Consider the following 24,029-nt stretch of genomic DNA (forward strand, 5'->3'; position numbering starts at 1 on the left):
GTGGATCTTAGGTTAGGCTTCCCTAATAAGACACTCCGCCCCAGTGGCCTCTCAGGCCACTCGCCCAACGCCGTGACCAGGCACTTCACCGAGGTGCACGCAGTTATGCCATTTTCGTCTGCCTTATTCCCGCGCCCGGGGACTCCTCGCATCCGGTGGGGAAGCGGCGGTCGCCGACCCCCGGGCGCGCCGGTGGAACACCCCCGCGCCGCCCGTACGGAGGACCCGCGTTGACCGTCACCGTCGGCGCCGGGCGAATCCACCGATCCGGGTCCGCCACCCGGTACACCCATGCTGGAGGTAACCGATGACCAACCCCTTCGACGATGAGGACGCGTCCTTCCTGGTGCTGGTGAACGCCGAGGGGCAGCACTCGCTGTGGCCCGCGTTCGCCGACGTCCCCGCGGGCTGGGAGATCGCCCACGGCGAGGACTCCCGCGCCGGTTGCCTGGCCTACGTCGAGAGCTCCTGGACCGACATGCGCCCCCGAAGCCTCGTCGCCGAGATGGGTGGCTGACTCCTCTCAGACCTTCGAGGGCCGGTACGGGGACCGTCGCCCCGGTCCCGTACCCGGCCCTCGGGGAGGGGCGCTCCGCGCTCCCGCAGGTCCCTTCGGGGGGCTCTCCCCGCAGGGGCCGGACACGGCGAAGGGCGCCACCGCGGACCGGGAGGTCTCGCGGTGGCGCCCTTCGCGACGGGCCGGACGGGGCCGGGCGGCGCAGTGCCGGTCGGCTGCCGGTCGGCTGCCGGTCAGAGCTGCCGGTCAGCTGGCCCAGTCGAGCAGCGGACGGGTGTTGCTGGGGTGGCGGAGCTTGGAGAGCGACTCCTTCTCCAGCTGGCGGATGCGCTCGCGCGTCAGGCCGAGGTGCTTGCCGATCTCGTCGAGGGTGTGGGGCTTGCCGTCGACGAGGCCGAAGCGCAGGGCCATGATCTTGGCCTCCCTGGGGGAGAGGTTGCCCAGCACCCCGCGCAGCTGCTCGCCCAGCAGCTGGCGGTCGACGACCTCCGATGCCTCGGGCGAGTCGACGTCCTCGATGAGATCGCCGATGGTCGTCTCGCCGTCCTCGCCGATGGTGGCATTGAGGCTGATCGGCTGGCGGCTGGTGCGCAGCAGCTCCTCGATCTGGTCGGGGGTCTTGTCCAGCTCGACGCCCAGCTCCTCCGGCGTGGGCTCGCGGCCCAGGCGCTGGTGCATGTCGCGCTCGACGCGCGACAGCTTGGAGAGCATCTCCAGCACGTGCACCGGCAGCCTGATGGTGCGGGCCGAGTCGGCGAAGCCGCGCTGGATGGCCTGGCGGATCCACCACATCGCGTAGGTGGAGAACTTGTAGCCCTTGGTGTAGTCGAACTTCTCCACCGCGCGGATCAGGCCCAGGTTGCCCTCCTGGACCACGTCGAGCAGGGCCATGCCCCGGTCGGTGTACTTCTTCGCCACGGAGACGACCAGGCGGAGGTTCGCCTCCAGCATGTGGTCCTTGGCCCGGCGGCCGTCCTCGGCGATCCACTCCAGGTCGTCACGCGCGACCGCGGACAGGCCCGGGTCGGCCTCCAGCTTGGACTCGGCGTACAGGCCGGCCTCGATGCGCTTGGCCAGCTCGACCTCCTGCGCGGCGGTGAGCAGGGTACGACGGCCGATCGACTTCAGGTAGGTGTGCACCGAGTCGCCCATGACGGAGGACTGGTCGTCGAGGTCGAGGGTCGGCTCGGCCTCCACCTCGGTCTCCTCCGGCGGGTTCCACTCGTCGTCGAGCTCCGCCGCGGCGTCCTTCGCGGTCGCCTTGGTGGTCTTGGTGGCCCTGGGGTCGCCCGGGGGCTCCGCCCTGGTCCCGGCGGCACCCGCCGCGGGCTCGGTCTTCGCCGCGGTCTTCCTCGCGGGGGCGGCCTTCGCCTTGCGGGCGGGGGTCTTGCGGGCGCTCTTGGCGGCGGACGTGGAGAGCGCGGGCTCGTTCTCGGCCGCCAGGCTGACGCCCGCCTCGGTGAGCTCGCGCAGGATCGACCTGCCCTCGGCGGGGCTGATGCCCGCCTCGGCGAAGGCGTGGCGCAGCTCCGCGAGTGAAAGGTGGCCCTGGACTCGCCCTCGGTCAAGGAGCTGGTCGAGGGTCGTCGGGGCCTCAGATGAGGTCGCCACGGCGGTTGGGGGCATGAGGACACCTCCTCCATCACGGAGTCGTCTGAATTTACGATCTGATGGTCTTGGGGTGGGGCGGTCTGGGGGCCGCTCGGCGCACCAGTACCAATAACCCCAGTCAAGAACTTTCTGTTCCCGACTTGACTCGGAAAATATGATGGGTGGACCGCCGTCCCGGCGATCCACCCGCGTATGGGCGCCCGAGAGGGCCTATTCGAGCACTTCCACGGGGCCCTCTTCCGCCGAGCCCGAGGACCCCTCCAGCACGGGGTCGTCGACCATGGGCATCGGGAAGGGCTCCGCCTCCTCCAGCCGGTTCTCGCTCCAGTACTCGACGACCTTCCCGGGGTCGGGGTTGACGTCCCTGGAGACCACGTACTCCTCCGCGGGGGGAGCGGACGCGGTCGGCGACGGCTCCTGCGAGGATCGTCCGGGCTCGTGCGGGGCCACCGGCACCGGCTCTCCCGACGGTTTCTCCGCCCTCCCGATCCCGCCCGACGCGGCGGCGGCCGTGACGGAGATGCCGCCGGCGAGGACCAGGCTCACGATTCCAGCCGAGACCCATGTCTTCCGGGTGACGTTCATCGGGCTTGTCCCTCCTGCTTCGGCTATCTCATTGGACGTATGAGAACGCCTTCACGGTTCCCGATCACGACCATAACGGAGAGCTTCGAGATCCGGCTTGCCATTGGCCAAAAGCGGTATTTCGGTCACGACGATCAGGTCGGCGGGGGCCGCGTAGGCGGGCAGCCGCTCCTTGACGAAGGCGCGCAGCTCGGCCAGGGACGGCGGGGAGGGCGAGACGACGACGGCCACCACCCGCTCGCCCCACTCGGGGTCGGGACGGCCGACCACGGCGACGTCGACGATCGCGGGATGCTCGGCCACCGCCGCGGCCACCGCCGCGGCGACGACCTTCTCGCCCCCGGTGTTGACGACGTCGTCGGCCCGCCCGAGCACGCGCAGCCGCCCTCCCTCCAGGGCGCCCAGGTCCGAGGTGAGGAACCAGTCGCCGTCGCGGACCGCCTCGGTGAGGTCGGGGCGGAGCCGGTAGCCGGAGAACAGCACGGGCCCGCTCAGGCGGATCCGGCCGTCGTCGCCGACGGCGAGCCCCACCCCGTCGAGGGGCTCGCCGTCGTAGACGCACCCGCCGCAGGTCTCGCTCATGCCGTACGTGGTGACCACCCGGGCCCCGGCCGCGCGGGCCGCGTCGAGCAGGCCGGGGGGAGCGGCGGCGCCGCCGAGCAGGATCGTCCCGAACGTTGATAGGCGCGGCAAACGCGTCGAATTCACCTGGAGCAGCCGGCGCAGCTGGGTCGGCACCAGCGAGACGTGGTCCGCGCCGCTGGAGAGCACTGCCTCGGGGGAGAACCCGTCGTGCACGATCGGCTCGGTCCCGCCCAGCAGCGACCTCACCAGGACCTGCAGGCCGGACACGTGGGAGGGCGGCAGGCAGCACAGCCAGCGCTCGCCCGCCCCGGCGTCCAGGCGCCGCAGCGAGGCCGACGCGGAGGCGCGCAGCGCCTCGGCCGACAGCTGCGCGCCCTTCGGGACGCCGGTCGAGCCGCTGGTGGCGATGACCACCGCCACGTCGGCGGGCACGCCGACGCCGCCCTCGCGGCGTACCCCGTTCACGTGGGTCGGGCGCAGCGCGTCGAGCGTCGCCCGCAGCGCGGGGGCGGGCAGGGCGGGGGAGAGGGGCAGCACGGCGGGACCGCTGCCGTCCAGTGCCGCGCCCACGGCCCGGAACAGCTCCGGGCCCGCCGGCGACACCACGGCGTGCAATTCCCGTTGCACGGAAAGCCATACCTCGTGCACAGGAATGGTCATCACAGTCGTAAGGTTAGTGCCGGAAGCCGGACAACGGCCGGGGTGGTCCCGGCGCAGCGGAGAGGGTGAAGCCATCGTGGGCACGGAGCGGGTCGAGCCGGGCGTGGACGAGCGGGTGGCGGCGGAGACGGCCCCCGAGCGTGACGGCGCGGTCGACTGGAAGAGGTCCGGGCAGTACGAGGACATCATCTACGAGACCGGCGAGGGCATCGCCAAGATCACGATCAACCGGCCGGAGCGGCACAACGCGTTCCGCCCGACGACGCTCTTCGAGCTCAAGGACGCCTTCAACGCCGCCCAGGAGGACGCCGGGGTCGGTGTGATCATCTTCACCGGCGCGGGCGACAGGGCCTTCTGCTCCGGCGGCGACCAGAAGATCCGCGGCGACGACGGCTACGTCGACAAGTCCACCCCGCACGTCGGCCGACTCAACGTGCTCGACCTGCAGGTCCAGATCCGCCGCTGCCCCAAGCCGGTCATCGCGATGATCGCCGGTTACGCCATCGGCGGCGGCCATGTGCTGCACGTGTGCTGCGACCTGTCCATCGCCGCCGACAACGCGGTCTTCGGCCAGACCGGCCCCAAGGTCGGCTCCTTCGACGGCGGCTACGGCTCCTGGCTGCTGGCCGAGACCGTCGGCCTGAAGCGGGCCCGCGAGATCTGGTATCTCTGCCGCCAGTACGACGCGCAGACCGCCCTCGGCTGGGGCCTGGTCAACGCGGTCGTACCGCTCGCCGAGCTCGAGACCGAAACGGTCAAATGGGCCAGGGAGATGCTGGAGAAGTCGCCGCTGGCCCTGCGTATGCTCAAGGGCGCGCTGAACGCGGTGACCGACGGCGCCGCGGGGATGCAGCAGTTCGCCGGTGACGCCACCCTGCTCTACTACATGAGCGAGGAGGCGCAGGAGGGCCGCGACGCGTTCAAGGAGAAGCGCGCCCCCGACTTCGGCAGGTTCCCGCGCCGTCCCTAGGGGCGGCGGAAGGCTGGTTCCGGCGCGGCCCCGGGCGGCGAGGACGGGTTCCCCCGCCGCTCCCAGGGGCAGCGAGGATCCGAACGGGTTCGGTCCCGAGGCGCGCCGTCCCACGTAGGCGAGGTCGCTTTCGCGTGCCTCAAGACGGACTCACCCCCGGGTGCGGAGTTAAGGAGGCGGTGCGGTGAATCCCGCGACCGCGCTCGCGACGGTGCTGGTCGACGAGCTCGCCCGCTGCGGTCTCACGGACGTGGTGCTCGCACCCGGGTCGCGCTCGGCGCCGCTCGCCCTGGCCGTGCACGCCGACAGCCGCATCCGGCTGCACGTGCGGGTGGACGAGCGCTCGGCCTCCTTCCTGGCGGTGGGCCTCGCCCGCCGCAGCGGCCGTCCGGTCGTCCTGATCTGCACCTCCGGCACCGCGGCGGCCAACTTCCACCCGGCCGTCATCGAGGCGCACGAGTCGGGGGTGCCGCTGCTGGTGCTCACCGCCGACCGCCCGCCCGAGCTGCGCGACACCGGCGCGAGCCAGACCGTCGACCAGGTCAAGCTGTACGGCACGGCCGTCCGCTGGTTCAGCGAGGTCGGCGTGCCCGAGGACCGCCCCGGCCAGGTCGCCTACTGGCGGTCGACGGTCTGCCGCGCCTACCAGCGCGCGCTGGGCCCGTACGACCCGGGACCGGTCCACCTCAACGTGGCCTTCCGCGAGCCGCTGGTCCCGGACGGTGACCCGTCCTGGTGCGAGTCCCTGGAGGGTGACGCCGGAGGCCCGTGGGTCCGCGCCAGGGTGGCCTCCCCGCCGGTGGCGCTGCACCTGCCGCCGACCCGGCGGGGCGTGCTGGTCGTCGGCGACGGCGCGACCAACACGCGCAGATACGTGGCGGCGGCGGGCATGGCCGGGTGGCCGGTCCTGTCGGAGCCCAACGGCGGCGCCCGCTACGGCGACCACGCGATGTCGGCCTACCACTTCCTCCTCGGCACCCCGGAGTTCGCCGACCGGCACCGCCCCGACGTCGTGGTCACCCTGGGCCGCCCCGGCCTGTCCCGGCCGCTGCTCAACTGGCTGAGGCACGCGGACGAGCACATCGTGGTCGCCGCCGACATGACCCGCTGGCCCGACCCGACCCGCTCGGCCACCCAGGTCGCCCAGGTGGTGGAGATCCCGGTCGCGGCGGGCGACGACGCGTGGCTGCACTCCTGGCGCCGCGCCGAGACGGCGGCCAGGACCGCGATCGACGAGGTGCTGGACGGGACGACGGGGCTCAACGAGCCGCGCCTGGCCCGCGACCTGGTGGAGGCGCTGCCCAACGGGTCGCTGCTGTTCTCCGGCTCCTCGATGCCGATCCGCGACCTCGACCAGGCGATGCGTCCCCGGCGGGGCCTGCGGATCCTGGCCAACCGGGGGGCGGCGGGGATCGACGGCGTGGTGTCGTCCGCGATGGGCGCCGCCCTCGCCCACAACGGCCCCTCCTACGCCCTGATGGGCGACCTGACCTTCCTGCACGACCAGAACGGGCTGCTGCTCGGCTCCCGCGAGCCCCGCCCCGACCTCTGCCTGGTCGTGGTGAACAACGACGGCGGCGGGATCTTCTCGCTGCTCCCCCAGGCCGCGCTGCGCGACCCCTTCGAGCGGGTCTTCGGCACCTCGCACGGGGTTGACCTGGGCTACGTGGCCGCCGCCACCGGCACGCCGTACACCTTCGTGGACGAGCCGGGCCAGCTGGTCAAGGCGCTGCGCGGCGACGGGCTGCGCATGGTCGAGGTGCGGACCGACCGGGAGTCCAACGCGGTGCTGCACTCCATGATGCGCGACGCGGCCCACGCCGCCGTCCGCGACGTCATGGTGTGACGCGCCCCCCGGGCGCCCGCCGTGACGCGTGCCCCCGGGATCACGCCGCGTCGAGCCCCACGCCGCCGTCCGCGACGTCATGGCGTGACGCGCGCCCCGGGGGATCACGCCGCGCCGCGGTCCGCACCGCCGTCCGCGTGCGGTGACGCGTGCCCCGGGATCACACCGTGTCTTGCCCCGACGTGGCCCGTGCCGTCGTACGGCGAGGTCACGTGACGTCGCGGCGGAGCGTCAGCAGGCGGGCGGCGAGCACGGTCACCACGACGTAGCCGGCGAACAGCAGCCCGCCGGCCCAGACGGGCAGCAGTTCCGCGTCCTGCAGGTGCATGCCGCCCAGGGCGCGGGCCGCCCCGGTCGGCAGCCAGCGGCCCAGCCCCGGCAGGAGCATGGTGAGCAGGTAGTCGGCGTACATGAACCAGGCCAGCGCCACCGCCACCGCCGCGACCTGGTTGCGGATCAGGGCGCCGAGGCCCACCCCGAGCAGGCCGTACACGGCGACGCTGAACACCGAGCCGAGCAGGACCAGCGGCACCTGGGGAGTCCAGGCGGGATGACCGGCCAGGCCGAGCATGGCCAGGCCCGCCAGCAGCGTGACCAGCGCCGACAGGAGGCCGACGAGCAGCCCGACGATCCCGTACGCGGCCAGCTTGGCCGTGATCACCCGGCTCCGCACCGGGGTGACCAGGAACTGCCAGGTGATCGTCTGGTGGCGGTACTCCCCGGCCACGCCGAGGACGCCGAGGACCAGGGCGAAGACGTAGGACTGCTGCGCCATGTTGTAGACGTTCTCGATCTGCGGCCCCGTCGCGCCGGCCGGCTCCGCCAGGGCGACCATCAGCCCCGCCCAGAGCACGCACAGCGGGGGCGCCAGGCCGACGAGGATCCAGGTGACGCGGCTCGCGCGGATCTTGAACAACTCGGCGCGGATCAGGCGGTTCACCCGGTCACCTTCATGTAGAGCTCCTCAAGGTCGGTCTCCGAGGTGAGCGGGCCCTGCCAGGCGAGGCGCCCCGCCCCGACGATGATCACGTGGTCGGCGATCTGCTGGATCTCGGCGAGCACGTGGGTGGACACCAGGACCGTGCGGCCCTCGTGGGTGTAGGCCCGCAGGAAGCCCCGCAGCCAGCGAATGCCCGCCGGGTCCAGGCCGTTGGCGGGTTCGTCGAGGATGAGGATCTCCGGGTCTCCCAGGAGGGCGGAGGCCAGGGCGAGCCGCTGGCGCATGCCCAGGGAGAATCCCCCCACCTTGCGGCCGGCCGCGTCGGCGAGGTCGACCTGTTCCAGGACGTACGCCACGCGTGCGGGGTCGAGCCCCGCGGCGAGGCGGAGCGCCTCCAGGTGCGCGCGGGCGCTCAGCCCGGGGTGGAAGGCCGTCGCCTCCAGTACGGCGCCGACGGTGGTGACGGGCCGCTCCAGGTCGCGGTAGAGCGTGCCGTCGATCGTCGCGGTGCCCTCGCTGGGCGCGACCAGGCCGAGGATCATGCGCAGGGTGGTGGTCTTGCCCGCCCCGTTGGGGCCCAGGAAGGCCGTGAGTGTTCCCCGCTCCACCGTGAACGACAGGTCCTCGACGGCGCGTACCCCGCCGAACGACTTGCCGAGGTGGGTGACGCTGATTGCTGACATGGCCTCGACGATGGCCCCGAGGCGGGTGGGAGCGCACGGTCCCGGGGGTGGAACCCGCGAGATCCACCCGGGGGGAGAGATCGGCGGCCGGGGGTGGAGACGATCTCCACCCCCGCGACCATGGCCCGCCGCCGTGGGCGTGGATAGCTTGGCGTCGTGACATTCCTCCGCCGACCCCCGGTACGCCGGTTCCTCACCGTCGTGCTGGCGGGCTACATACTTTCCGGCCCGGTGATCGGCGCGGTCGGGACGGGCTGGCCCGGGCTGCTCGGGATGGTCCCGTTCGCTGCCGTCACCTGCGGCTGCTGCCTGTGGGTGCTGCTGGGCCGGGACACGCGGCGCGCCGCCCCGCTGCTCGCGGTCACCCTGGCCGGAGGGCTCGCCCTGCACGGGATCAGCCCCTACAGCGGCATGGGGTTCCTGTACATTGTGATCTTCGTCGCGCCGTTCAAAACCCGCCTGTGGCCGGCGGTGGTCCTGGTCACGGCGGACGTCGCCGCTACGACGGCCGTGTCCTTCCTGCTCGGGCTGCCGAGCGGGGAGGTGCTGGGCAACGCCTTCGGCCTCACCTACGTCGCCGTCTTCGCCTTCCTGATACGGCAGATGAAGGCGATCAGGGAGCAGGCCGCGGCGCTCGCCGAGGCGCGGGCGGGCGAGGCCGTGCTGGCCGAGCGGGCGCGGCTGGCCAGGGAGGTCCACGACATCCTGGCGCACTCGCAGTCGGCGCAGATCGTCCACCTGGAGGGTGCGCGGCTGCTGCTCGAACGGGGGGAGGACCCGGCGGCGGCCCTCGACCGGGTCAACCGCGCCGTGCGGCTGGCGCGCGCAGGGCTGGAGGAGACCCGCCGGGCGCTCGACGCGCTGCGCGGGGAGGAGCTTCCGCTGGCCGAGCGGCTGGAGCGGCTGGCGGTGGAGTTCCGGTCGGTGACCGGCCTGCCCTGCGCGGTCTCGGTCGAGGGGAACCTCGACTCGCTGGAGGCGGGGGCCAGGCTGGCGGTGGCCAGGACCGCCCAGGAGGCACTGACGAACGTGCGCAAGCACGCGCCGGGCGCCGCGGTGTCGGTGGCGCTGCGCCGCGTCGGCACCTGGTGCGAGCTGGAGGTGCGCGACACGGGCGGGCCGCCGGGCCCGCCGGCGTCGGGAGGGGGATACGGGCTGGTGGGGATGCGCGAGCGGGCCGAGCTGATCGGCGGTTCGCTGGCCGTGCGGCCGGGCGCGGAGGGCTTCGAGATCCTCCTGCGGGTCCCGGCGTGAGCCGCCCGCGGCGCGGCGCCGCTTCGGGGGTGGGCGCCGCGCCGCGGACGGTTCACGCCGGTGCCGTACGGTACAGCCACGCGGGAAGCGGGCGGGGGCGGGAGCGCCACCGGCGCACGCGGGCGGGTTCGAGGGACGCGGGGGGGCCGAGGTGACCGTGCGGGTGCTGGTGGTCGACGACCAGACGGTGGTGCGTGAGGGGCTGGTGCTGCTGCTGGGACTGCTGCCCGGCATCGAGGTGGTGGGGGCGGCGGCCGACGGGCGGGAGGCGGTCGGGCTCGCCGGCTCCCTTCGGCCCGACGTGGTCCTGATGGACCTGCGGATGCCCCGCATGGACGGGGTGGAGGCGACCCGCAGGATCAGGGCGGCCCACCCGGAGATCCACGTGGTGGTCCTGACAACGTACTCCGACGATGAGTCGGTCTTCGCCGCGCTGGCCGCGGGGGCGCGGGGCTACCTGACCAAGGACACCGACGCCGAGTCCCTGGCCTCGGCCATCGCCACCGTGGTCGAGGGCGAGGCCCAGTTCGACCCCGGTGTCCAGCGGCGGCTGGCCGAGGCGGTGACCGGGGGCCGCCGCGCGCCGGAGCCGCCCGACGGGCTCACCCGCCGCGAGAGCGAGGTGCTGCGGCTGATAGCGGCGGGCCGCTCCAACACGGAGATCGCCGGGGAGCTGTTCATCTCCGAGGCGACGGTCAAGACGCACATCAACAACCTCTTCGCCAAGGCGGGACTGCGCGACCGGGCCCAGGCGGTGACGTACGCCTTCCGGCACGGCCTGGTCCCCGACTGACCGGGACGGCGTGCGGCACCGGGGTGGCGGGGGCACGGCGCGGCGGGGACGACCGGGCGGCGACGACGGTGATGTGACGGTGATGACTGTCAGGTCTGGGGATGTGGGGACGCCGTCACGGGGTGAGGGTGAATCGAGTACGGATTCACCTCGCGGGTGCCCTCGAAGGGAAGTGCCATGCGACCTGACGTCAGTTTGACCGGCCACGAGACGGTGGCGGGTTTCGGCAACTACGCCGAGGCCCAGCGCGCCGTGGACCACCTGTCGGACCAGAAGTTCCCGGTCGAGCACACGATGATCGTCGGAGTCGGTCTCCGGCTCGTCGAACAGGTGCTCGGGCGGCTGACCTATCTTCGCGCCGCGGGGATGGGCGCGGCGACCGGAGCCTGGTTCGGACTGCTGATCGGCCTGTTCTTCGCGATCTTCACTCCCGGACGCTTCCCCTTCATCCTGGTCCTGTGGGGCCTGATCTGGGGCGCCATAGCCGGAGCGATCTTCGGACTGGTCGGCCACGCGCTCACCGGGGGCAAGCGTGACTTCCTCTCGTCGAGCGCGATCGTCGCCGACCGCTACGAGGTACTGGTCGCGGCCCCGCACGCCGCCGAGGCGCGCAGGCTGCTCAACGTGGGCACGTCCCAGCAGATGCACCAACAGATCTGACCGGCGCTCCCCGGGACGGAGCCCGCACTGGCGGCGGCGCGGGCGGCATCGCCCGCGCCGCCGTCCCGTATCCGCCGCCGGGCCGCCCGCCCGTCCGGGGCCGGCCGGGTCCACCGGGCCTGCTTCGGGACGCGGATCCACCGGGCCGGGGGACGCCGGGACGTCGCGGGCGGGGCGGTGCAGTGCGGCGGGTGCCGGTGTCACAGCGCATAGGAGGCCAGCATGGCTAAAGCAGTCGGAATCGACCTGGGCACCACCAACTCGGTGATCGCCACGATGGAGGGCGACAAGGCCACGGTGATCCCCAACTCCGAGGGCGCGCGGACGACGCCGTCGGTCGTGGCGTTCACCGAGAACGGTGAGCGCCTGGTCGGGCAACTGGCCCGCCGCCAGGCGATCCTGAATCCCAAGGGGACGATCTACTCGGCCAAGCGCTTCATCGGCCGCCGCCACGACGAGGTCTCCAGCGAGCTGACCGCCGTGTCGTTCGACGTCGTCCCCGGCCCCGACGGGGCCGTCCGTTTCAAGATCAACGAGAAGCTGTACGCGCCCGAGGAGATCGCCGCGGCGATCCTGCGCAAGCTCGTGGACGACGCCTCGAAGTTCCTGGGGGAGAAGGTCACCGAGGCGGTCATCACCGTGCCCGCGTACTTCAACGACTCCCAGCGCCAGGCCACCAAGGACGCCGGGAAGATCGCCGGTCTGGAGGTCCTGCGGATCATCAACGAGCCGACCGCGGCGGCCCTCGCCTACGGCCTCGACCGCGAGGAGAGCGAGACCGTGCTCGTCTTCGACCTGGGCGGCGGCACCTTCGACGTCAGCATCCTCGCCATCGGGGACGGCGTCGTGGAGGTACGGTCGACCGCGGGCGACACCCATCTGGGCGGCGACGACTTCGACCGGCGCATCGTCGACCACCTCGCCGACGAGTTCCAGCGGGACAACGGCATCGACCTGCGCCAGGACCCGCAGGCCCTGCAGCGGCTGTTCGAGGCCGCGGAGAAGGCCAAGGTCGAGCTGTCGTCGGTCACCCAGACGCAGATCAGCCTGCCCTTCATCACCGCGGACGCCTCGGGCCCCAAGCACCTGAACACCACGCTCAGGCGTTCGACCTTCGAGGAGATCACCGCCGACCTGCTCGAACGGTGCAGGGGCCCCGTCCAGCAGGCGATGGCCGACGCCAAGCTCACCGCCGACGACATCGACGAGGTGATCCTGGTGGGCGGCTCGACCAGGATGCCCGCCGTGCAGAACCTGGTACGCCGCATGACGGGTGGCAAGGAACCGAACATGACGGTCAACCCGGACGAGGTCGTGGCACTGGGCGCCGCGATCCAGGCCGCCGTCATCAAGGGCGAGCTGAAGGACGTCGTACTGCTCGACGTGACTCCGCTCTCCCTCGGCATCGAGACGCTCGGCGGGGTCATGACGAAGGTCATCGAGCGGAACACCACCATCCCGGCCCGCCGTTCGGAGACGTTCAGCACCGCCGAGGACAACCAGAGCGCCGTGGACGTCGTCGTGCTGCAGGGCGAGCGCGAGCGCGCCGCCGACAACCGTCCCCTGGGCCGGTTCCGGCTGGAGAACATCCGGCCCGCGCCGCGCGGCGTGCCGCAGGTCGACGTGACCTTCGACGTCGACGCCAACGGGATCCTGAACGTCTCGGCCAAGGACAAGGACACCGGGGCCGAGCAGCGCATCACGATCAGCGAGAGCTCGAACCTGGACAAGAGCGAGGTCGAGCGGATGGTCGCCGACTCCGAGCGGCACCGTGAGGAGGACCGGCGGATGCGGCAGGTCGTGGACGCGCGCAACGAGCTCGACTCGGTCGCCTACCAGGTGGAGCGCCGCCTGGCGGAGCTGGGCGACTCGGTACCCGTCCACGAGAAGGCGAGGGCCGAGATGCTGGTGCACGACGCCCGCGACGCGATCAAGCAGGAGGCCCCGCTCGACCGGGTCCGCTCGCTCACCCCCGAGCTCCAGCAGGTCTACCAGAGCCTCGGCGCGGCGGGCTCCGGCACGGCGGGGGCTGCGGGGGCTGCGGGGGCCACGGGCGGTCCGGGGGCCGCCGGAGCGTCCGGCTCCCCGGGCGGCCGGGACGACGACGTCATCGACGCGGAGTTCACGACCGATGAATGAGGCATCCGGGCGCGGCCGGCACGTCCCGCGCCCCGACCGGGATCCGCGCGGCGGGTACGGCCCGTCAGGTCAGGAGCGGCAGGACCGGGAGCCGTACGACCAGGGGGAGGAAGCGGGCAGGGAGGCGCGAGCCCGAAACCGGCCTCACGACCGAGCCCACGACCAACCTCACGACCGGTCCCGCGACCGAGCCGAGGACCGGCCCCGCGCCCAAGACCACGACCGGTCCCACGACCAAACCCACGGCCGAGCCGAGGACCGAGCCGAGGACCGGCCCCGCGACCGGCACGGGCCTCGGGGGGCGGAGACCCGGCGCGGTGGTCAGGGGGCGGGTGACCGGGAGCCCGAGGTCCCGGAAGGGGCCGGGCCCGCCCCGGACGGTCTCCAGGACCGCGTCGTGGAGCTCCAGGCCCTGGTGACCGATCTCCAGGACCGCTGGCGGCGCGCCCTCGCCGACCTCGACAACCTGCGCAAGCGCGTCAGCAGGGACGCCGTGCGGACACAGTCCGAGGAGCGGGCCCGTGCCGCCGCGGAGTGGCTGCCCGTGCTGGACAACCTGGACCGCGCGCTGGAGCACGCGGAGACCGATCCGGCCTCCATCGCCGACGGGATGCGGGCGATCCGCGACCAGGCGCAGGAGGTGCTCTCCCGCCTCGGCTACGCGCGCCGCGACGACACCGGGACCGTGTTCGACCCGGCCAGGCACGAGGCGGTGGGCGTGCTCTCGCGGGAGGGCGTGCCCGACGGCACGGTCGTGCGGGTCGTGCGGCCCGGCTACGGGGACGGCGAACAGCAGCTGCGGCCCGCGCTGGTCGTGGTGGCCAAGGGGGCATGATGCCCCCCGACCGGGACTTCTACGAGATCCTCGGCGTGCGGAGGGGCGCGAGCCAGGAGGACGTCCAGCGCGCCTACCGCAAGCTGGCGCGGGCCAACCACCCCGATGTCAACAAGGACCCGTCCGCCGAGGACCGCTTCAAGGAGGTCTCCGAGGCCTACAGCGTGCTGTCCGACCCCGAGACCCGGCGCCGCTACGACGCGTTCGGGCCGAACTTCCGCCAGGTGCCCGAGGACGTGGACCCCGAGACGTGGGCGCGCGCCAGGAGCCGAGGGGCGGGTGCGGGCCGGGCCGGTCCCCGTGGCGGAGGCGGAGGCGGTGGCTTCGGCGGCTTCGAGGAGGGGGTCGACCTCGACGACCTCTTCGGAGGGCTGTTCTCCGGCAGAAGGGGCCGGTCCGGCGCGAGCTGGGGGCCGATCCCCGGCGCCGACCAGGAGGCCGAGATCGTCCTCACCCTCGAGGAGGCCTACCGGGGCGGGCGCCGCTCCATCACCGTCGGTTCGCGCGGGCTGCAGGTCGACATCCCGCCGGGCGTCACCGACGGGCAGCGCGTCAGGCTGGCCGGACAGGGGGGCCGGGGCGGCGACGGGGCCCCCGCGGGCGACCTCTACCTGATCGTCAGGATCGCCCCGCACCCCCGCTACCGGGTCGAGGGGCGCGACATCCACGTCCTGCTCCCGGTCACCCCGTGGGAGGCGGCGCTCGGCGCCGCCGTCGCGGTCGACACCCCCGAGGGGGAGGCCAAGGTCAAGGTGCCGCCGGGAACGTCCAGCGGCAGGCGACTGCGGCTGCGCGGCCGGGGGATGCCCAGCCGCCGCGACAGGCCGGGCGACCTGTACGCCGAGGTGCGGATCATGGTCCCGGAGCGGCTGACGGAGGAGGAGCGGCGGCTGTTCGAGCAGCTCGCCGCGGTCTCCGCGTTCGACCCGAGGAGGCGGTGATGACCCACCCGTTCCCCGAGCGCGGGCCATCCGGCCAGGGGCCGAGTCCCGCCCGTCCTGGGGCGGAGGCGGGGCGTGCCGGGCCCGCCCCGGACGGAGGCGCGGTCTCCCGGCCGCCGGAGACGGGGAGGACCTACCAGCTGGCCAGGCCCGCGCGGCTGGATCTGGAGACGTTCGCCAGGGCGACGGGAACCCACCCCGAGCTGGTGCGGCGCCTCGTCGCGCTGGGTGTGCTCGACGCCTGGACCGACGCCGCCGGGCACCTGTGGTTCCCGCCCTCCCAGCTGCTCACCATGGCGCGCGTCCGGCGGCTGCGGGCCGGATTCTCGATCAACTACGCGGCGCTCGGCCTCGTCATGGACCTGCTGGACCGCATCGCCGACCTGGAGGCCGCCCAGCGCGGTCGTTCCCGACCCACCGGAGGCCCGCCGTGGACATGAACCAGCTGACGCAGAAGTCACAGGAGGCGTTGCACGACGCGCAGACCAAGGCCCTGCGCTTCGGGCACACCGAGGTGGACGGCGAGCACCTGCTGCTGGCGCTGCTCGACCAGCCGGAGGGGCTGATCCCTCGCCTGCTCTCGTACGCGAACGTCGACACCGACCGGCTCAGGACCGAGCTGGAGGCCGAGCTGAACCGCCGCCCCCGGGTGAGCGGCCCCGGTGCCTCGCCCGGCCAGGTCTACGTGACGCAGCGGCTCTCCCGCCTGCTGGACACGGCCAAGCGGGAGGCCGACCGGCTCAGGGACGAGTACGTGTCGGTGGAGCACCTGCTCGTCGCCCTGCTGGAGGAGGGCAGCTCGACCTCCTCCGGGCGGCTGCTGCACGAGCAGGGGCTGACCAGGGACGGCTTCCTCAAGGCGCTCACCGCGATCCGCGGCAACCAGCGGGTGACGTCCGCGATGCCCGAGGTGGCGTACGAGGCGCTGGAGAAATATGGGCGCGACCTGGTGGCGGACGCCGTGTCGGGCAGGCTCGACCCGGTCGTCGGGCGCGACGCCGAGATCCGCCGCGTCATCCAGATCCTGTCCCGCAAGACGAAGAACAACCCCGTCCTGGTCGGTGACCCCGGCGTGGGCAAGACCGCCATCGTGGAGGGACTCGCCCTGCGGATCAGCCACGGGGACGTGCCGGAGGGGCTCAAGGGCAAGACGGTCTTCAGCCTCGACATGGGCTCGCTGGTGGCCGGGGCCAAGTACCGGGGCGAGTTCGAGGAGCGGCTCAAGGCGGTGCTCAACGAGATCAAGGCCGCCGAGGGGCGCATCCTGCTCTTCGTCGACGAGATGCACACCGTGGTGGGAGCGGGAGCCGCCGAGGGCGCGATGGACGCGGGCAACATGCTCAAGCCCATGCTGGCCCGCGGCGAGCTGCACATGATCGGGGCGACGACCCTGGTCGAGTACCGCAAGCACGTCGAGAAGGACGCCGCCCTGGAGCGCCGGTTCCAGCCGGTGATGGTCGACGAGCCCTCGGTCGAGGACGCCGTGTCCATCCTGCGCGGCCTGCGCGAGCGCCTGGAGATCTTCCACGGGGTGAAGATCCAGGACAGCGCGCTGGTGGCGGCCGTCGTGCTGAGCCACCGCTACATCTCCGACCGCTTCCTGCCGGACAAGGCCATCGACCTGGTGGACGAGGCGTGCGCGATGCTGCGTACGGAGATCGACTCGATGCCCGCCGAGCTCGACGAGCTCACCCGCAGGGTGATGCGCCTGGAGATCGAGGAGGCCGCGCTCGCCAAGGAGGAGGACTCCGCGAGCGGGAGCAGGCTGGAGGAGCTGCGCAGGGAGCTCGCCGACCTGCGCGCCCAGGCCGACGCCATGCGGGCGCAGTGGGAGGCCGAGCGGCACGCCCTGCGCGCCGTCCAGGCCCTGCGCGCGGAGATCGAGCAGGTACGCGCGGAGGCCGAGCGGGCCGAGCGCGACTACGACCTCAACCGCGCCGCGGAGCTGCGGCACGGCAGGCTGCCCGACCTGCTGCGGCGGCTGGAGGCCGAGGAGGAGCGACTGTGCTCCAAGCAGGGGACGTCGCGCCTGCTGCGCGAGGTCGTCACCGATGAGGAGATCTCGATGATCGTCTCGCGGTGGACGGGCATCCCGGTGAGCCGGCTGCGCGAGGGCGAGCGCGAGAAGCTCCTGCGGCTCGACCAGATCCTGCACGAGCGGGTGATCGGCCAGGACGAGGCGGTGCGGCTGGTGGCCGACGCCGTCATCCGGGCCCGCTCCGGCATCAAGGACCCGCGCCGCCCGATCGGGTCGTTCATTTTCCTGGGGCCGACGGGCGTCGGCAAGACGGAGCTGGCCAAGGCGCTCGCGGAGGCGCTCTTCGACACCGAGGACAACATGATCCGCATCGACATGAGCGAGTACCAGGAGCGGCACACGGTCAGCCGCCTCGTCGGCGCGCCCCCCGGCTACGTCGGGTACGAGGAGGGCGGCCAGCTGACCGAGGCCGTGCGGCGCAAGCCGTACTCCGTGGTGCTCTTCGACGAGGTGGAGAAGGCGCACGCCGACGTCTTCAACACGCTGCTGCAGGTGCTCGACGACGGGCGGCTCACCGACGCGCAGGGCAGGACCGTCGACTTCCGCAACACCGTCCTGATCATGACCTCCAACCTCGGCTCCATGTATCTCCTCGAGGGCGTCACGTCGACCGGGGAGATCAAGCCCGACGCGAAGCAGCAGGTCATGGCCGAGCTGCGCTCCCACTTCCGCCCCGAGTTCCTCAACCGCGTCGACGACATCGTGATCTTCAAGCCGCTCACCCCCGAGGAGATCGAGCGCATCGTCGGCCTGATGTTCGTCGAGCTGCGAAACCGCCTCGACCAGCGGGGCATCCGGCTGGAGGTCACCGAGGCGGCGCTCGGGTACATCGCCGAGCGGGGGTACGACCCCGTGTACGGCGCCCGCCCGCTGCGCCGGTTCATCGCCAGGGAGGTCGAGACGCGCATCGGCCGCGCGCTCCTGTCGGGAGAGGCGGACGAGGGAGCGGTGGTCCGGGTGGACCTCGCCGATGACGAGCTCGCCGTCACCTATGGATGAGCCGTCATCTAAGGATGAGCCATCACCTACGGATGAGGAGAACCATTCATATCCCCAAATATCCGGCAATGCCGGAACTGCGGGTCAGCTGGAGCGCCGGTGGCCGCTCTCCTGCGCCGCGAGCCTGGCCAGCTCGACCCGCGAGTGGATGCCCAGCTTGCGGAAGACCTGCCGGAGGTGGAAGGCGACGGTGTGCTCGCTGATGAACATCTGCTCGGCGGCGTGCCTGTTCGTCAGCCCCTGGGAGACCAGGTCGCAGACGGCCTGCTCGGTGCCGGTCAGGCTGGCCCACCCCGACACGGGATGGTCGGTCCTGACCCAGTGGCGGCACCGCTCGCCCAGCAGCCGCAGCCTGCCCCGCACCCGCGCCGCGTCCCGGGCGGCCTCCACGGCCCCGTAGCAGGCCAGCGCGGTCTTCAGGCTCTCCACCGCCAGATCCCTGCGGCCGTCGCCCGCGCCGAGCAGCACGCCGAGATCCTCCGCCGCCGATCCCCTGGCCCAGGGGTCGGTGTGCCCGGCGACCGCGCGGCCCAGCGCCTCGGCGTCGCCCTCCCGCAGCCCCCGCGCGTGGTCGGCGGACACCGACGGGTCGGACAGGCGGGGATTGCGCCGGGCGACGTCCTCGGCCGCGTCGATCACGGCGTCGGCCCTGCGCCGGTCGTCCACCGCCAGCGCCACCCGCACCAGCCACGCCGCGCCGGTGGGCTCGCCGGCCAGGACCCCGATGTGCCGGGGCAGCGCGTCGTAGACCCCGCCGAGCGAGCTCATGCCGCCCGCCGCGCCGTCGCGCGCCTCGCTGATCCGCCCGGCCGCCAGCTCCGACCGCAGCCGCGCGTACGGCGGCGTGCCGGGTGCCGACCTGGCCAGGTCCCTCTCCATGTACCTGATGGCCCCCGGCAGGTCGCCCGCCCGCAGCGACGCGGTGCCGAGCACCGACAGGGCCGAGGAGGCCAGGAGCGGGGCGTCCAGGGTCCCGGCGGCGGTCAGGCCGGTCTCCGCGTGCTCGATGGCGCTGCCGAGCCGTCCCGCGGCCAGGGCCAGCCGGGCGCGCAGGACGGGGATCTCGGCGGCCCACGCGGGCTCCCCCTCGGCGTCGGCCTCCTCGGCGGCGCTCTCCGTCGACAGTTCCGCCTCGTCCAGCAGCCAGAGGTCGATGAGCATCGAGGCCAGTACCGCGCGCGGCTGCCGGTGCCGGCCGTGGGCCGGCCGCTCCACGGCCTCGCGCGCCAGGTCCAGCCCGCGCGCGAGCCCGCCCTCGTCCCACGCGAGCAGGGCCAGGTCCACGAGCCTCCCGGCCCCGTCGCCGCCCCGGGGCACGAGGGCCAGGCGGGTTCCGGCGGAGCGCTCGACCTGCTCCCGCAGTGCCCGCCGCACCGGTGCGGGCACCCCGTCGACGATCGACCGCCACACCAGTTCGTGACGGAACGTCAGCTCGTCGCCGGTGGCCACGAGCACACCGGCCGCCAGGGCCTCCTCCAGCGGGGGAAGCAGCGCGGCCGGGGTCTCGCCGAGCGTCTCGGCCACGTACGCCGGTGTGACCGAGCGTCCGAGCACCGCGATGGCCTCCAGCAGGTAGCGGGTCCTGGTGCCGAGCTCGTCCAGGCGCCGCCGGACGGCGGCGTGCAGGCGCGGGGGCAGCACCGCCCCGGCGGGTGTGAGCCCGGCCGGCCGGGCGACGCCGTCCTCGACCAGGACGGCGCCCTCCTCGCGCAACCCGGTGAGAAGCTCGGAGAGCAGGAGCGGGTTGCCGCCGGCCTGGGCGGCCAGCGCCGCCAGGTCCTCCCCGGGGACCGCGCCCAGGATGTCGGCGGAGATCTCGGCCACCGCGTCCTCGTCGAGGGGGCGCAGGACGATCCGGGTGGCCCCCTCCTCCTCCAGCAGGTCGAACAGCCGTCCCACGTCGCCGCCCGCCGGGGCGTCGCGGCAGGCCAGCAGCCACGCCACCGGACACGAGGCCAGCCGCGAGGGCATCGTCCGCAGGGCCATGAGCGTGGCGGGGTCGGCCCACTGGAGATCGTCGAGCGTCACCAGCAGCGGCCCCGAGGCCAGCCTTCTCTCCAGCGAGGTGCGGACCTGCTCGGCCAGCCACAGCAGCAGCCCAGGCGCGTCGGGGAAGGCGTTCCTGAACATGGGCATCGGGGCCGTCGACGCCGGCGACTCCTCGAGCGCGGACAGCAGCGGCCCCAGCGGGGTGAGCCGTCCCAGCTCGTCGGCCCGGCCGCTCGCCGCCGGCGTCCCTCGCGCGCTCGCCGCGCTCGCGGCCTCGGCGAGCAGCAGTGACCTGCCCGCTCCCGGTTCGCCCTCGACGAGCATGACGTTCCCGGTCGTGGACGTGACGCCGTCCAGCAGGGCGAGGACCGCCGCCCACTCATCTCTCCGGCCGCGCATAGTCCTGTCTCGGATCTGGGGTCATACGGCGGGCTTCCTCCGCGGTGATTACGCATATGACATCCCCAGGGGACGAATCATCACGCGTCGGGCACCGCCGCGCGCCGGTGGTTTGGCGCAGATTTGACCTTTTTTGACCGTACGGACCCCGTCGCCCGGTCAGCGCTCGATGAGCGTGACCTCCAGGGAGTAGTGCGAGGCCCGGTAGATGTGGGAGCCGTGCTCGACGGCCCTGCCCTGGTCGTCGTAGGTGGTGCGGGTCATCGTGAGCAGCGGCGCCCCGCGCCGCTCGCCGAGCAGCCTGGCCTCGGCCGCCGTGGCCGCTCGCGCCCCCATCCGCTGGTTCGCCACGCGCATCCGCACCCCGGAGGCGCGGAGCGTCTCGTACAGCCCGCGCTCCTGGAGGCCCTCGGCGGTCAGCGGGGCGAGACCGGAGGGCAGCCAGTTGTGCAGCAGGGCCAGCGGCTCCCCGGCGGCGTAGCGGATCCGCTCCAGGCGGAGCATCTCGGTGCCGGGCGCGACGCCGAGGACCGCGGCGACCTCCTCCTCCACCGGCGCCGGGCCCAGGAGCAGCACCCTGGTGGCCGGCTCCTGGCCGGACCTGCGAAGGTCGTCGTAGAGGCTGGTCAGCTCGACGGAGCGCTTGACCTGGCCGTGCACCACCTGGGTGCCGACGCCCCGCTTGCGCACCAGCAGGCCCTTGTCGACCAGATACTGGATCGCCTGGCGGACGGTCGGCCGTGACAGGCCCAGCCGGTCGGCGAGCAGGATCTCGTTGTCGAGCCGCGACCCCGGGGGCAGGTCGCCGCGGCGGATGGCCTCGGAGATCTGCTCGGCCACCTGGAAGTAGAGCGGGACCGGGCTGGACCGGTCGAGATCGATGGCGAACTGCGCCGTCATTCGCCCTCCCGGTTGACACGCCGCGCCGTCAGGCTAGCGGACATCAGAATGTCTTGACAAAAACCGGCCAGGGCCGACGGAGGCGCCCGGCGCGCGCGTACGGGGCCGGTGTCCTCGTACAGGATGGGGGGCGGGGCGCGCGGTGGCGGCGGGCCGGGAGAGGTGTCCCGGGAACGTTCCGGCCCGCCGCCCGGACGTCGCCGGCGACCGGCGCGGCCGGTTCGCGCCACCGGGTCGCGCCACGGGAGGAAGCATGGACCAGAGCACCGCAACAGATCTCTCCGCCGTCGCGGTCGAGGCCGCCCGCGCGGTGGGCGACCGGCTCCGCGAGGCGTTCAGGTCGCGTCCCGAGGTCGAGACCAAGAGGGACTTCCACGACCCGGTGACCGAGCACGACCGCGCCGCGGAGGAGACCATCAGGGAGGTCATCGAGAGGCGCGTCCCGGGAAGCACGATCATCGGCGAGGAGGGCGGCAGCAGGGGTTCCGGCGAGATCCGCTGGTACGTCGACCCGATCGACGGGACCGCGAACTTCGCCGCCGGGCTGCCGTTCTTCTGCGTGTCGATCGCCGCCGCCGTCGGGGACGAGGTGGTCGCCGGGGTGGTGTACGACCCGGTGCGCGACGACGAGTTCCGGGCCGACCTGGGCGGGGCCTGGTGCAATGGCGTGCGGCTGCGCAGCGCCGGTGCCGCGCGCGACCGGGAGGGGGTGCTGCTGACCAGCTATCCCACCCCCTGGGAGCTGGCCGAGGTCGGGGAGGAGGCGCTGCGCCGGTTCGGCGGGATGGTGACGGCGTTCGCCTCCACGCGCCGTCCCGGCAGCACCGCGCTCAAGCTGGCGCACGTCGCGGGAGGGTGGGCGGACGTCGCCTACGGCAGTAGGGTCAGTCCGTGGGACATGGCGGCGGGGTCGCTGCTGGTCCGTCAGGCGGGAGGCGTCTTCATCCCGCTGGACGGGTCGATCTTCGAGACCGGCGGCTACCTCGCCCACGTCGGGGGCTTCGACCTGGCGGGGTCGGTCATGAGCGACCTGCTCCCGCCCGTCCGTCCGGCCTGAGCGCCGGTGAGCCGGGCGGGATGGCGAGAAACCCGCATGGAAGACCCTCGCGCGGGGCAGGCTCCGCGTGTCGGCCATCGCATTACCTATTGATCCTGTAGGAAATACAGGTAAAATGATTGTCTCGCCGTACGAAGGAGCCGCCATGAGCCTGGAGCCGGAGGCCGAGAGCCCGCTGGCCACCGCGGTCGGGGCCGCGCGCTGGATCCGTTCCGCGGCCGTGGACGACGAGCGGGGACGGCACTGGCGGGCCAACCCCGACCCCCGGGGCCGGGCCGCCATGCCCGACCACCCCCTGTCGCTCTACTCGGGGGCGGCCGGGATCATCCTGTTCTTCCTGGAGCTCGCCGCCGCCACCGGCGACGACGGCTATCTGGACGACGCCGCGGCCGGGGCCCGCTACCTCGCCGCCACCTGGCGGGAGCAGGCCGACCTCTCCCTCCACCACGGTCTGGCCGGGGTGATGTTCGCCCTGGCCGAGACCGGTTGGGCCATCGGCGAGGGGGACTTCGAGGCCGAGGCCGGCGCCGTCGCCGACCGCATCGTGCGCAGTGCCCGCTCCATCGACGGCGGCCTGGGCTGGACCGGCGACCCCGCGCAGCGAGGCGACGGCGGGATCATCCTCGGCCTGCTGCACGCCGCGGGCATCCTGGGGGTGCCCGCCTACCAGGAGGTCGCCGTCGAGGCCGGCGCCCGCATCGCCACGCTCGTCGTCCCCGGCCACCGCTTCGGCGAGGGCGCCTGCGCCGACCTGCCGCTGGACGCGGTCACCCCGGGCTTCCTGTCCGGCACCGCGGGAACCGCCTTCCTGCTCGCCCGCCTGTACGGCGTGACCGGCGAGAGCGACTTCCTGGGCGCCTCCCGCAGGGGGGCCGACTTCGTCCGCGCGGTCAGCGCCGTGACCGAGCGGTGCGCGCTGGTGCCGCACCACATCCCGCAGGGGCGCGACCTGCACTACCTGGGCTTCTGCTCCGGCTCCGCCGGGGTGGCCCGGATGTTCTACGAGCTGCACCGGGTCTCGGGCGACGCCGGGGACCTCGACTGGGCCGAGCGGCTGGCCAGGGGGATCGTCCGCAGCGGCGCCCCCGCCAACCAGAGTGGCGGCTCCTGGAACTCGGCCTGCCAGTGCTGCGGCACCGCCGGTCTGGTGGAGCTGTTCGTCGGCCTCTGGGCGGCGACCGGCCACAGCCGGCACCTGGAGTTCGCCCGCACGCTGGGGGAGAGCCTGGCCGGCCGGGCCACCGGCCACGACGGCAGGGGCACCCGCTGGTACCAGGCCTACCGGCGGCTGCGGCCCTGGGAGGTCACCGCCGACACCGGCTACATGGTCGGCGCGGCGGGGGTCGGGGCCGCTCTCCTGCACCTGGACGCCACCGCCCGCCCTCAGGAGGCCCGGCGGCTCATCCTGCCGCCGGACAACCCGTTCCCCGCCATCCCGCTGCCGAGTGCGACGCTCCGCCGGTCCTGAACGATCGTGGAGGGCACGCCGCCGGTGAGCCGGCCGGTCATCGCGGGTGAGCGTGACGGGGGCCGCCGCCGTGAGGCGGTGCGAACGGCGCCGGAGGGCGCGACGCGAGGGTCCCCGTGGCCTGCCGCGCCCGTGCACCTCCCCCCACCCTGTACGGTCG

At 73.2% G+C, this 24,029-nt stretch carries 20 protein-coding genes; 13 read left to right on the forward strand and 7 right to left on the reverse strand.

The genetic code is table 11. The features are described from left to right. Window positions 1–307 precede the first annotated feature (307 nt). Window positions 308–517: an MbtH family protein gene (locus tag OG587_RS26075; RefSeq protein ID WP_329079703.1), complete on the forward strand. Its 210-nt coding sequence runs from the start codon at window positions 308–310 to the stop codon at window positions 515–517. Window positions 518–763: 246 nt separating this feature from the next. On the opposite strand, the gene OG587_RS26080 is transcribed toward OG587_RS26075, so the two are convergent. The 3 genes from OG587_RS26080 to OG587_RS26090 all read right to left on the reverse strand — a co-directional run bounded on the left by OG587_RS26080 (window position 764) and on the right by OG587_RS26090 (window position 3,958). Beyond that, the gene (locus OG587_RS26080; protein WP_329079705.1) at window positions 764–2,143 is read right to left on the reverse strand and encodes an RNA polymerase sigma factor; all 1,380 of its coding nucleotides are present in this window, start codon (window positions 2,141–2,143) and stop codon (window positions 764–766) included. Window positions 2,144–2,338: 195 nt separating this feature from the next. Then, on the reverse strand, window positions 2,339–2,713 hold the full coding sequence (locus OG587_RS26085) for a hypothetical protein (protein WP_329079707.1): 375 nt from the start codon (window positions 2,711–2,713) through the stop codon (window positions 2,339–2,341). Between the two features lie 51 nt (window positions 2,714–2,764). Beyond that, the gene (locus tag OG587_RS26090; RefSeq protein ID WP_329079708.1) at window positions 2,765–3,958 is read right to left on the reverse strand and encodes an AMP-binding protein; all 1,194 of its coding nucleotides are present in this window, start codon (window positions 3,956–3,958) and stop codon (window positions 2,765–2,767) included. A gap of 115 nt (window positions 3,959–4,073) precedes the next feature. On the opposite strand from OG587_RS26090, the gene menB reads away from it, so the two are divergent. Together menB and menD are read left to right on the forward strand one after the other, a co-directional pair. Next, window positions 4,074–4,928, forward strand: a complete 855-nt coding sequence (menB, locus tag OG587_RS26095; RefSeq protein WP_329094023.1) for a 1,4-dihydroxy-2-naphthoyl-CoA synthase — start codon at window positions 4,074–4,076, stop codon at window positions 4,926–4,928. Window positions 4,929–5,112: 184 nt separating this feature from the next. Beyond that, complete coding sequence (menD, locus tag OG587_RS26100) at window positions 5,113–6,774, forward strand: 2-succinyl-5-enolpyruvyl-6-hydroxy-3-cyclohexene-1-carboxylic-acid synthase (RefSeq protein WP_329079710.1); 1,662 nt, start codon at window positions 5,113–5,115, stop codon at window positions 6,772–6,774. 208 nt (window positions 6,775–6,982) lie between these two features. Here the strand turns inward: menD and OG587_RS26105 are convergent, their stop codons facing one another. Both OG587_RS26105 and OG587_RS26110 read right to left on the reverse strand, forming a co-directional pair. Continuing rightward, window positions 6,983–7,714 (reverse strand): ABC transporter permease, encoded by a 732-nt coding sequence (locus OG587_RS26105; protein WP_329079712.1) that lies wholly within the window; start codon window positions 7,712–7,714, stop codon window positions 6,983–6,985. Beyond that, window positions 7,711–8,397 (reverse strand): ABC transporter ATP-binding protein, encoded by a 687-nt coding sequence (locus OG587_RS26110; protein WP_329079714.1) that lies wholly within the window; start codon window positions 8,395–8,397, stop codon window positions 7,711–7,713. The genes OG587_RS26105 and OG587_RS26110 overlap by 4 nt, the downstream gene beginning before the upstream one ends. A gap of 156 nt (window positions 8,398–8,553) precedes the next feature. On the opposite strand from OG587_RS26110, the gene OG587_RS26115 reads away from it, so the two are divergent. The 8 genes from OG587_RS26115 to clpB all read left to right on the forward strand — a co-directional run bounded on the left by OG587_RS26115 (window position 8,554) and on the right by clpB (window position 18,056). Then, complete coding sequence (locus OG587_RS26115) at window positions 8,554–9,651, forward strand: sensor histidine kinase (RefSeq protein ID WP_329079716.1); 1,098 nt, start codon at window positions 8,554–8,556, stop codon at window positions 9,649–9,651. A gap of 151 nt (window positions 9,652–9,802) precedes the next feature. Beyond that, entirely contained in the window at window positions 9,803–10,444 is a 642-nt protein-coding gene (locus OG587_RS26120; protein ID WP_329079718.1) for a response regulator transcription factor, read from the forward strand. Window positions 10,445–10,621: 177 nt separating this feature from the next. Next, window positions 10,622–11,104 (forward strand): general stress protein, encoded by a 483-nt coding sequence (locus OG587_RS26125; protein ID WP_329079720.1) that lies wholly within the window; start codon window positions 10,622–10,624, stop codon window positions 11,102–11,104. 222 nt (window positions 11,105–11,326) lie between these two features. After that, window positions 11,327–13,243: a molecular chaperone DnaK gene (gene dnaK, locus OG587_RS26130; protein WP_329079722.1), complete on the forward strand. Its 1,917-nt coding sequence runs from the start codon at window positions 11,327–11,329 to the stop codon at window positions 13,241–13,243. After that, window positions 13,236–14,078: a nucleotide exchange factor GrpE gene (gene grpE / locus OG587_RS26135; RefSeq protein ID WP_329079724.1), complete on the forward strand. Its 843-nt coding sequence runs from the start codon at window positions 13,236–13,238 to the stop codon at window positions 14,076–14,078. Before dnaK ends, grpE begins: the two co-directional genes overlap by 8 nt. Next, on the forward strand, window positions 14,075–15,019 hold the full coding sequence (locus tag OG587_RS26140) for a DnaJ C-terminal domain-containing protein (RefSeq protein ID WP_329079725.1): 945 nt from the start codon (window positions 14,075–14,077) through the stop codon (window positions 15,017–15,019). The genes grpE and OG587_RS26140 overlap by 4 nt, the downstream gene beginning before the upstream one ends. Then, window positions 15,019–15,459, forward strand: a complete 441-nt coding sequence (locus tag OG587_RS26145) for a chaperone modulator CbpM (RefSeq protein ID WP_329079726.1) — start codon at window positions 15,019–15,021, stop codon at window positions 15,457–15,459. The genes OG587_RS26140 and OG587_RS26145 overlap by 1 nt, the downstream gene beginning before the upstream one ends. Then, complete coding sequence (gene clpB / locus OG587_RS26150; RefSeq protein WP_329079728.1) at window positions 15,456–18,056, forward strand: ATP-dependent chaperone ClpB; 2,601 nt, start codon at window positions 15,456–15,458, stop codon at window positions 18,054–18,056. Before OG587_RS26145 ends, clpB begins: the two co-directional genes overlap by 4 nt. An 84-nt stretch (window positions 18,057–18,140) precedes the next feature. Here the strand turns inward: clpB and OG587_RS26155 are convergent, their stop codons facing one another. Both OG587_RS26155 and OG587_RS26160 read right to left on the reverse strand, forming a co-directional pair. Continuing rightward, the gene (locus tag OG587_RS26155; RefSeq protein WP_329079730.1) at window positions 18,141–20,444 is read right to left on the reverse strand and encodes a helix-turn-helix transcriptional regulator; all 2,304 of its coding nucleotides are present in this window, start codon (window positions 20,442–20,444) and stop codon (window positions 18,141–18,143) included. Window positions 20,445–20,603: 159 nt separating this feature from the next. Beyond that, on the reverse strand, window positions 20,604–21,344 hold the full coding sequence (locus OG587_RS26160) for a GntR family transcriptional regulator (protein ID WP_329079732.1): 741 nt from the start codon (window positions 21,342–21,344) through the stop codon (window positions 20,604–20,606). Window positions 21,345–21,597: 253 nt separating this feature from the next. Here OG587_RS26160 and OG587_RS26165 point away from each other — a divergent pair, with 253 nt between their 5' ends. Together OG587_RS26165 and OG587_RS26170 are read left to right on the forward strand one after the other, a co-directional pair. Further along, window positions 21,598–22,401: an inositol monophosphatase family protein gene (locus tag OG587_RS26165; RefSeq protein WP_329079735.1), complete on the forward strand. Its 804-nt coding sequence runs from the start codon at window positions 21,598–21,600 to the stop codon at window positions 22,399–22,401. 145 nt (window positions 22,402–22,546) lie between these two features. Then, window positions 22,547–23,869 carry a lanthionine synthetase LanC family protein gene (locus tag OG587_RS26170; RefSeq protein ID WP_329079736.1) on the forward strand — a complete coding sequence of 441 codons (1,323 nt, stop codon included), beginning with the start codon at window positions 22,547–22,549 and terminating at the stop codon, window positions 23,867–23,869. Window positions 23,870–24,029: the final 160 nt, after the last annotated feature.

It is taken from the genome of Streptosporangium sp. NBC_01469 (assembly GCF_036227305.1).
In the GTDB taxonomy this organism is placed as follows: domain Bacteria; phylum Actinomycetota; class Actinomycetes; order Streptosporangiales; family Streptosporangiaceae; genus Streptosporangium.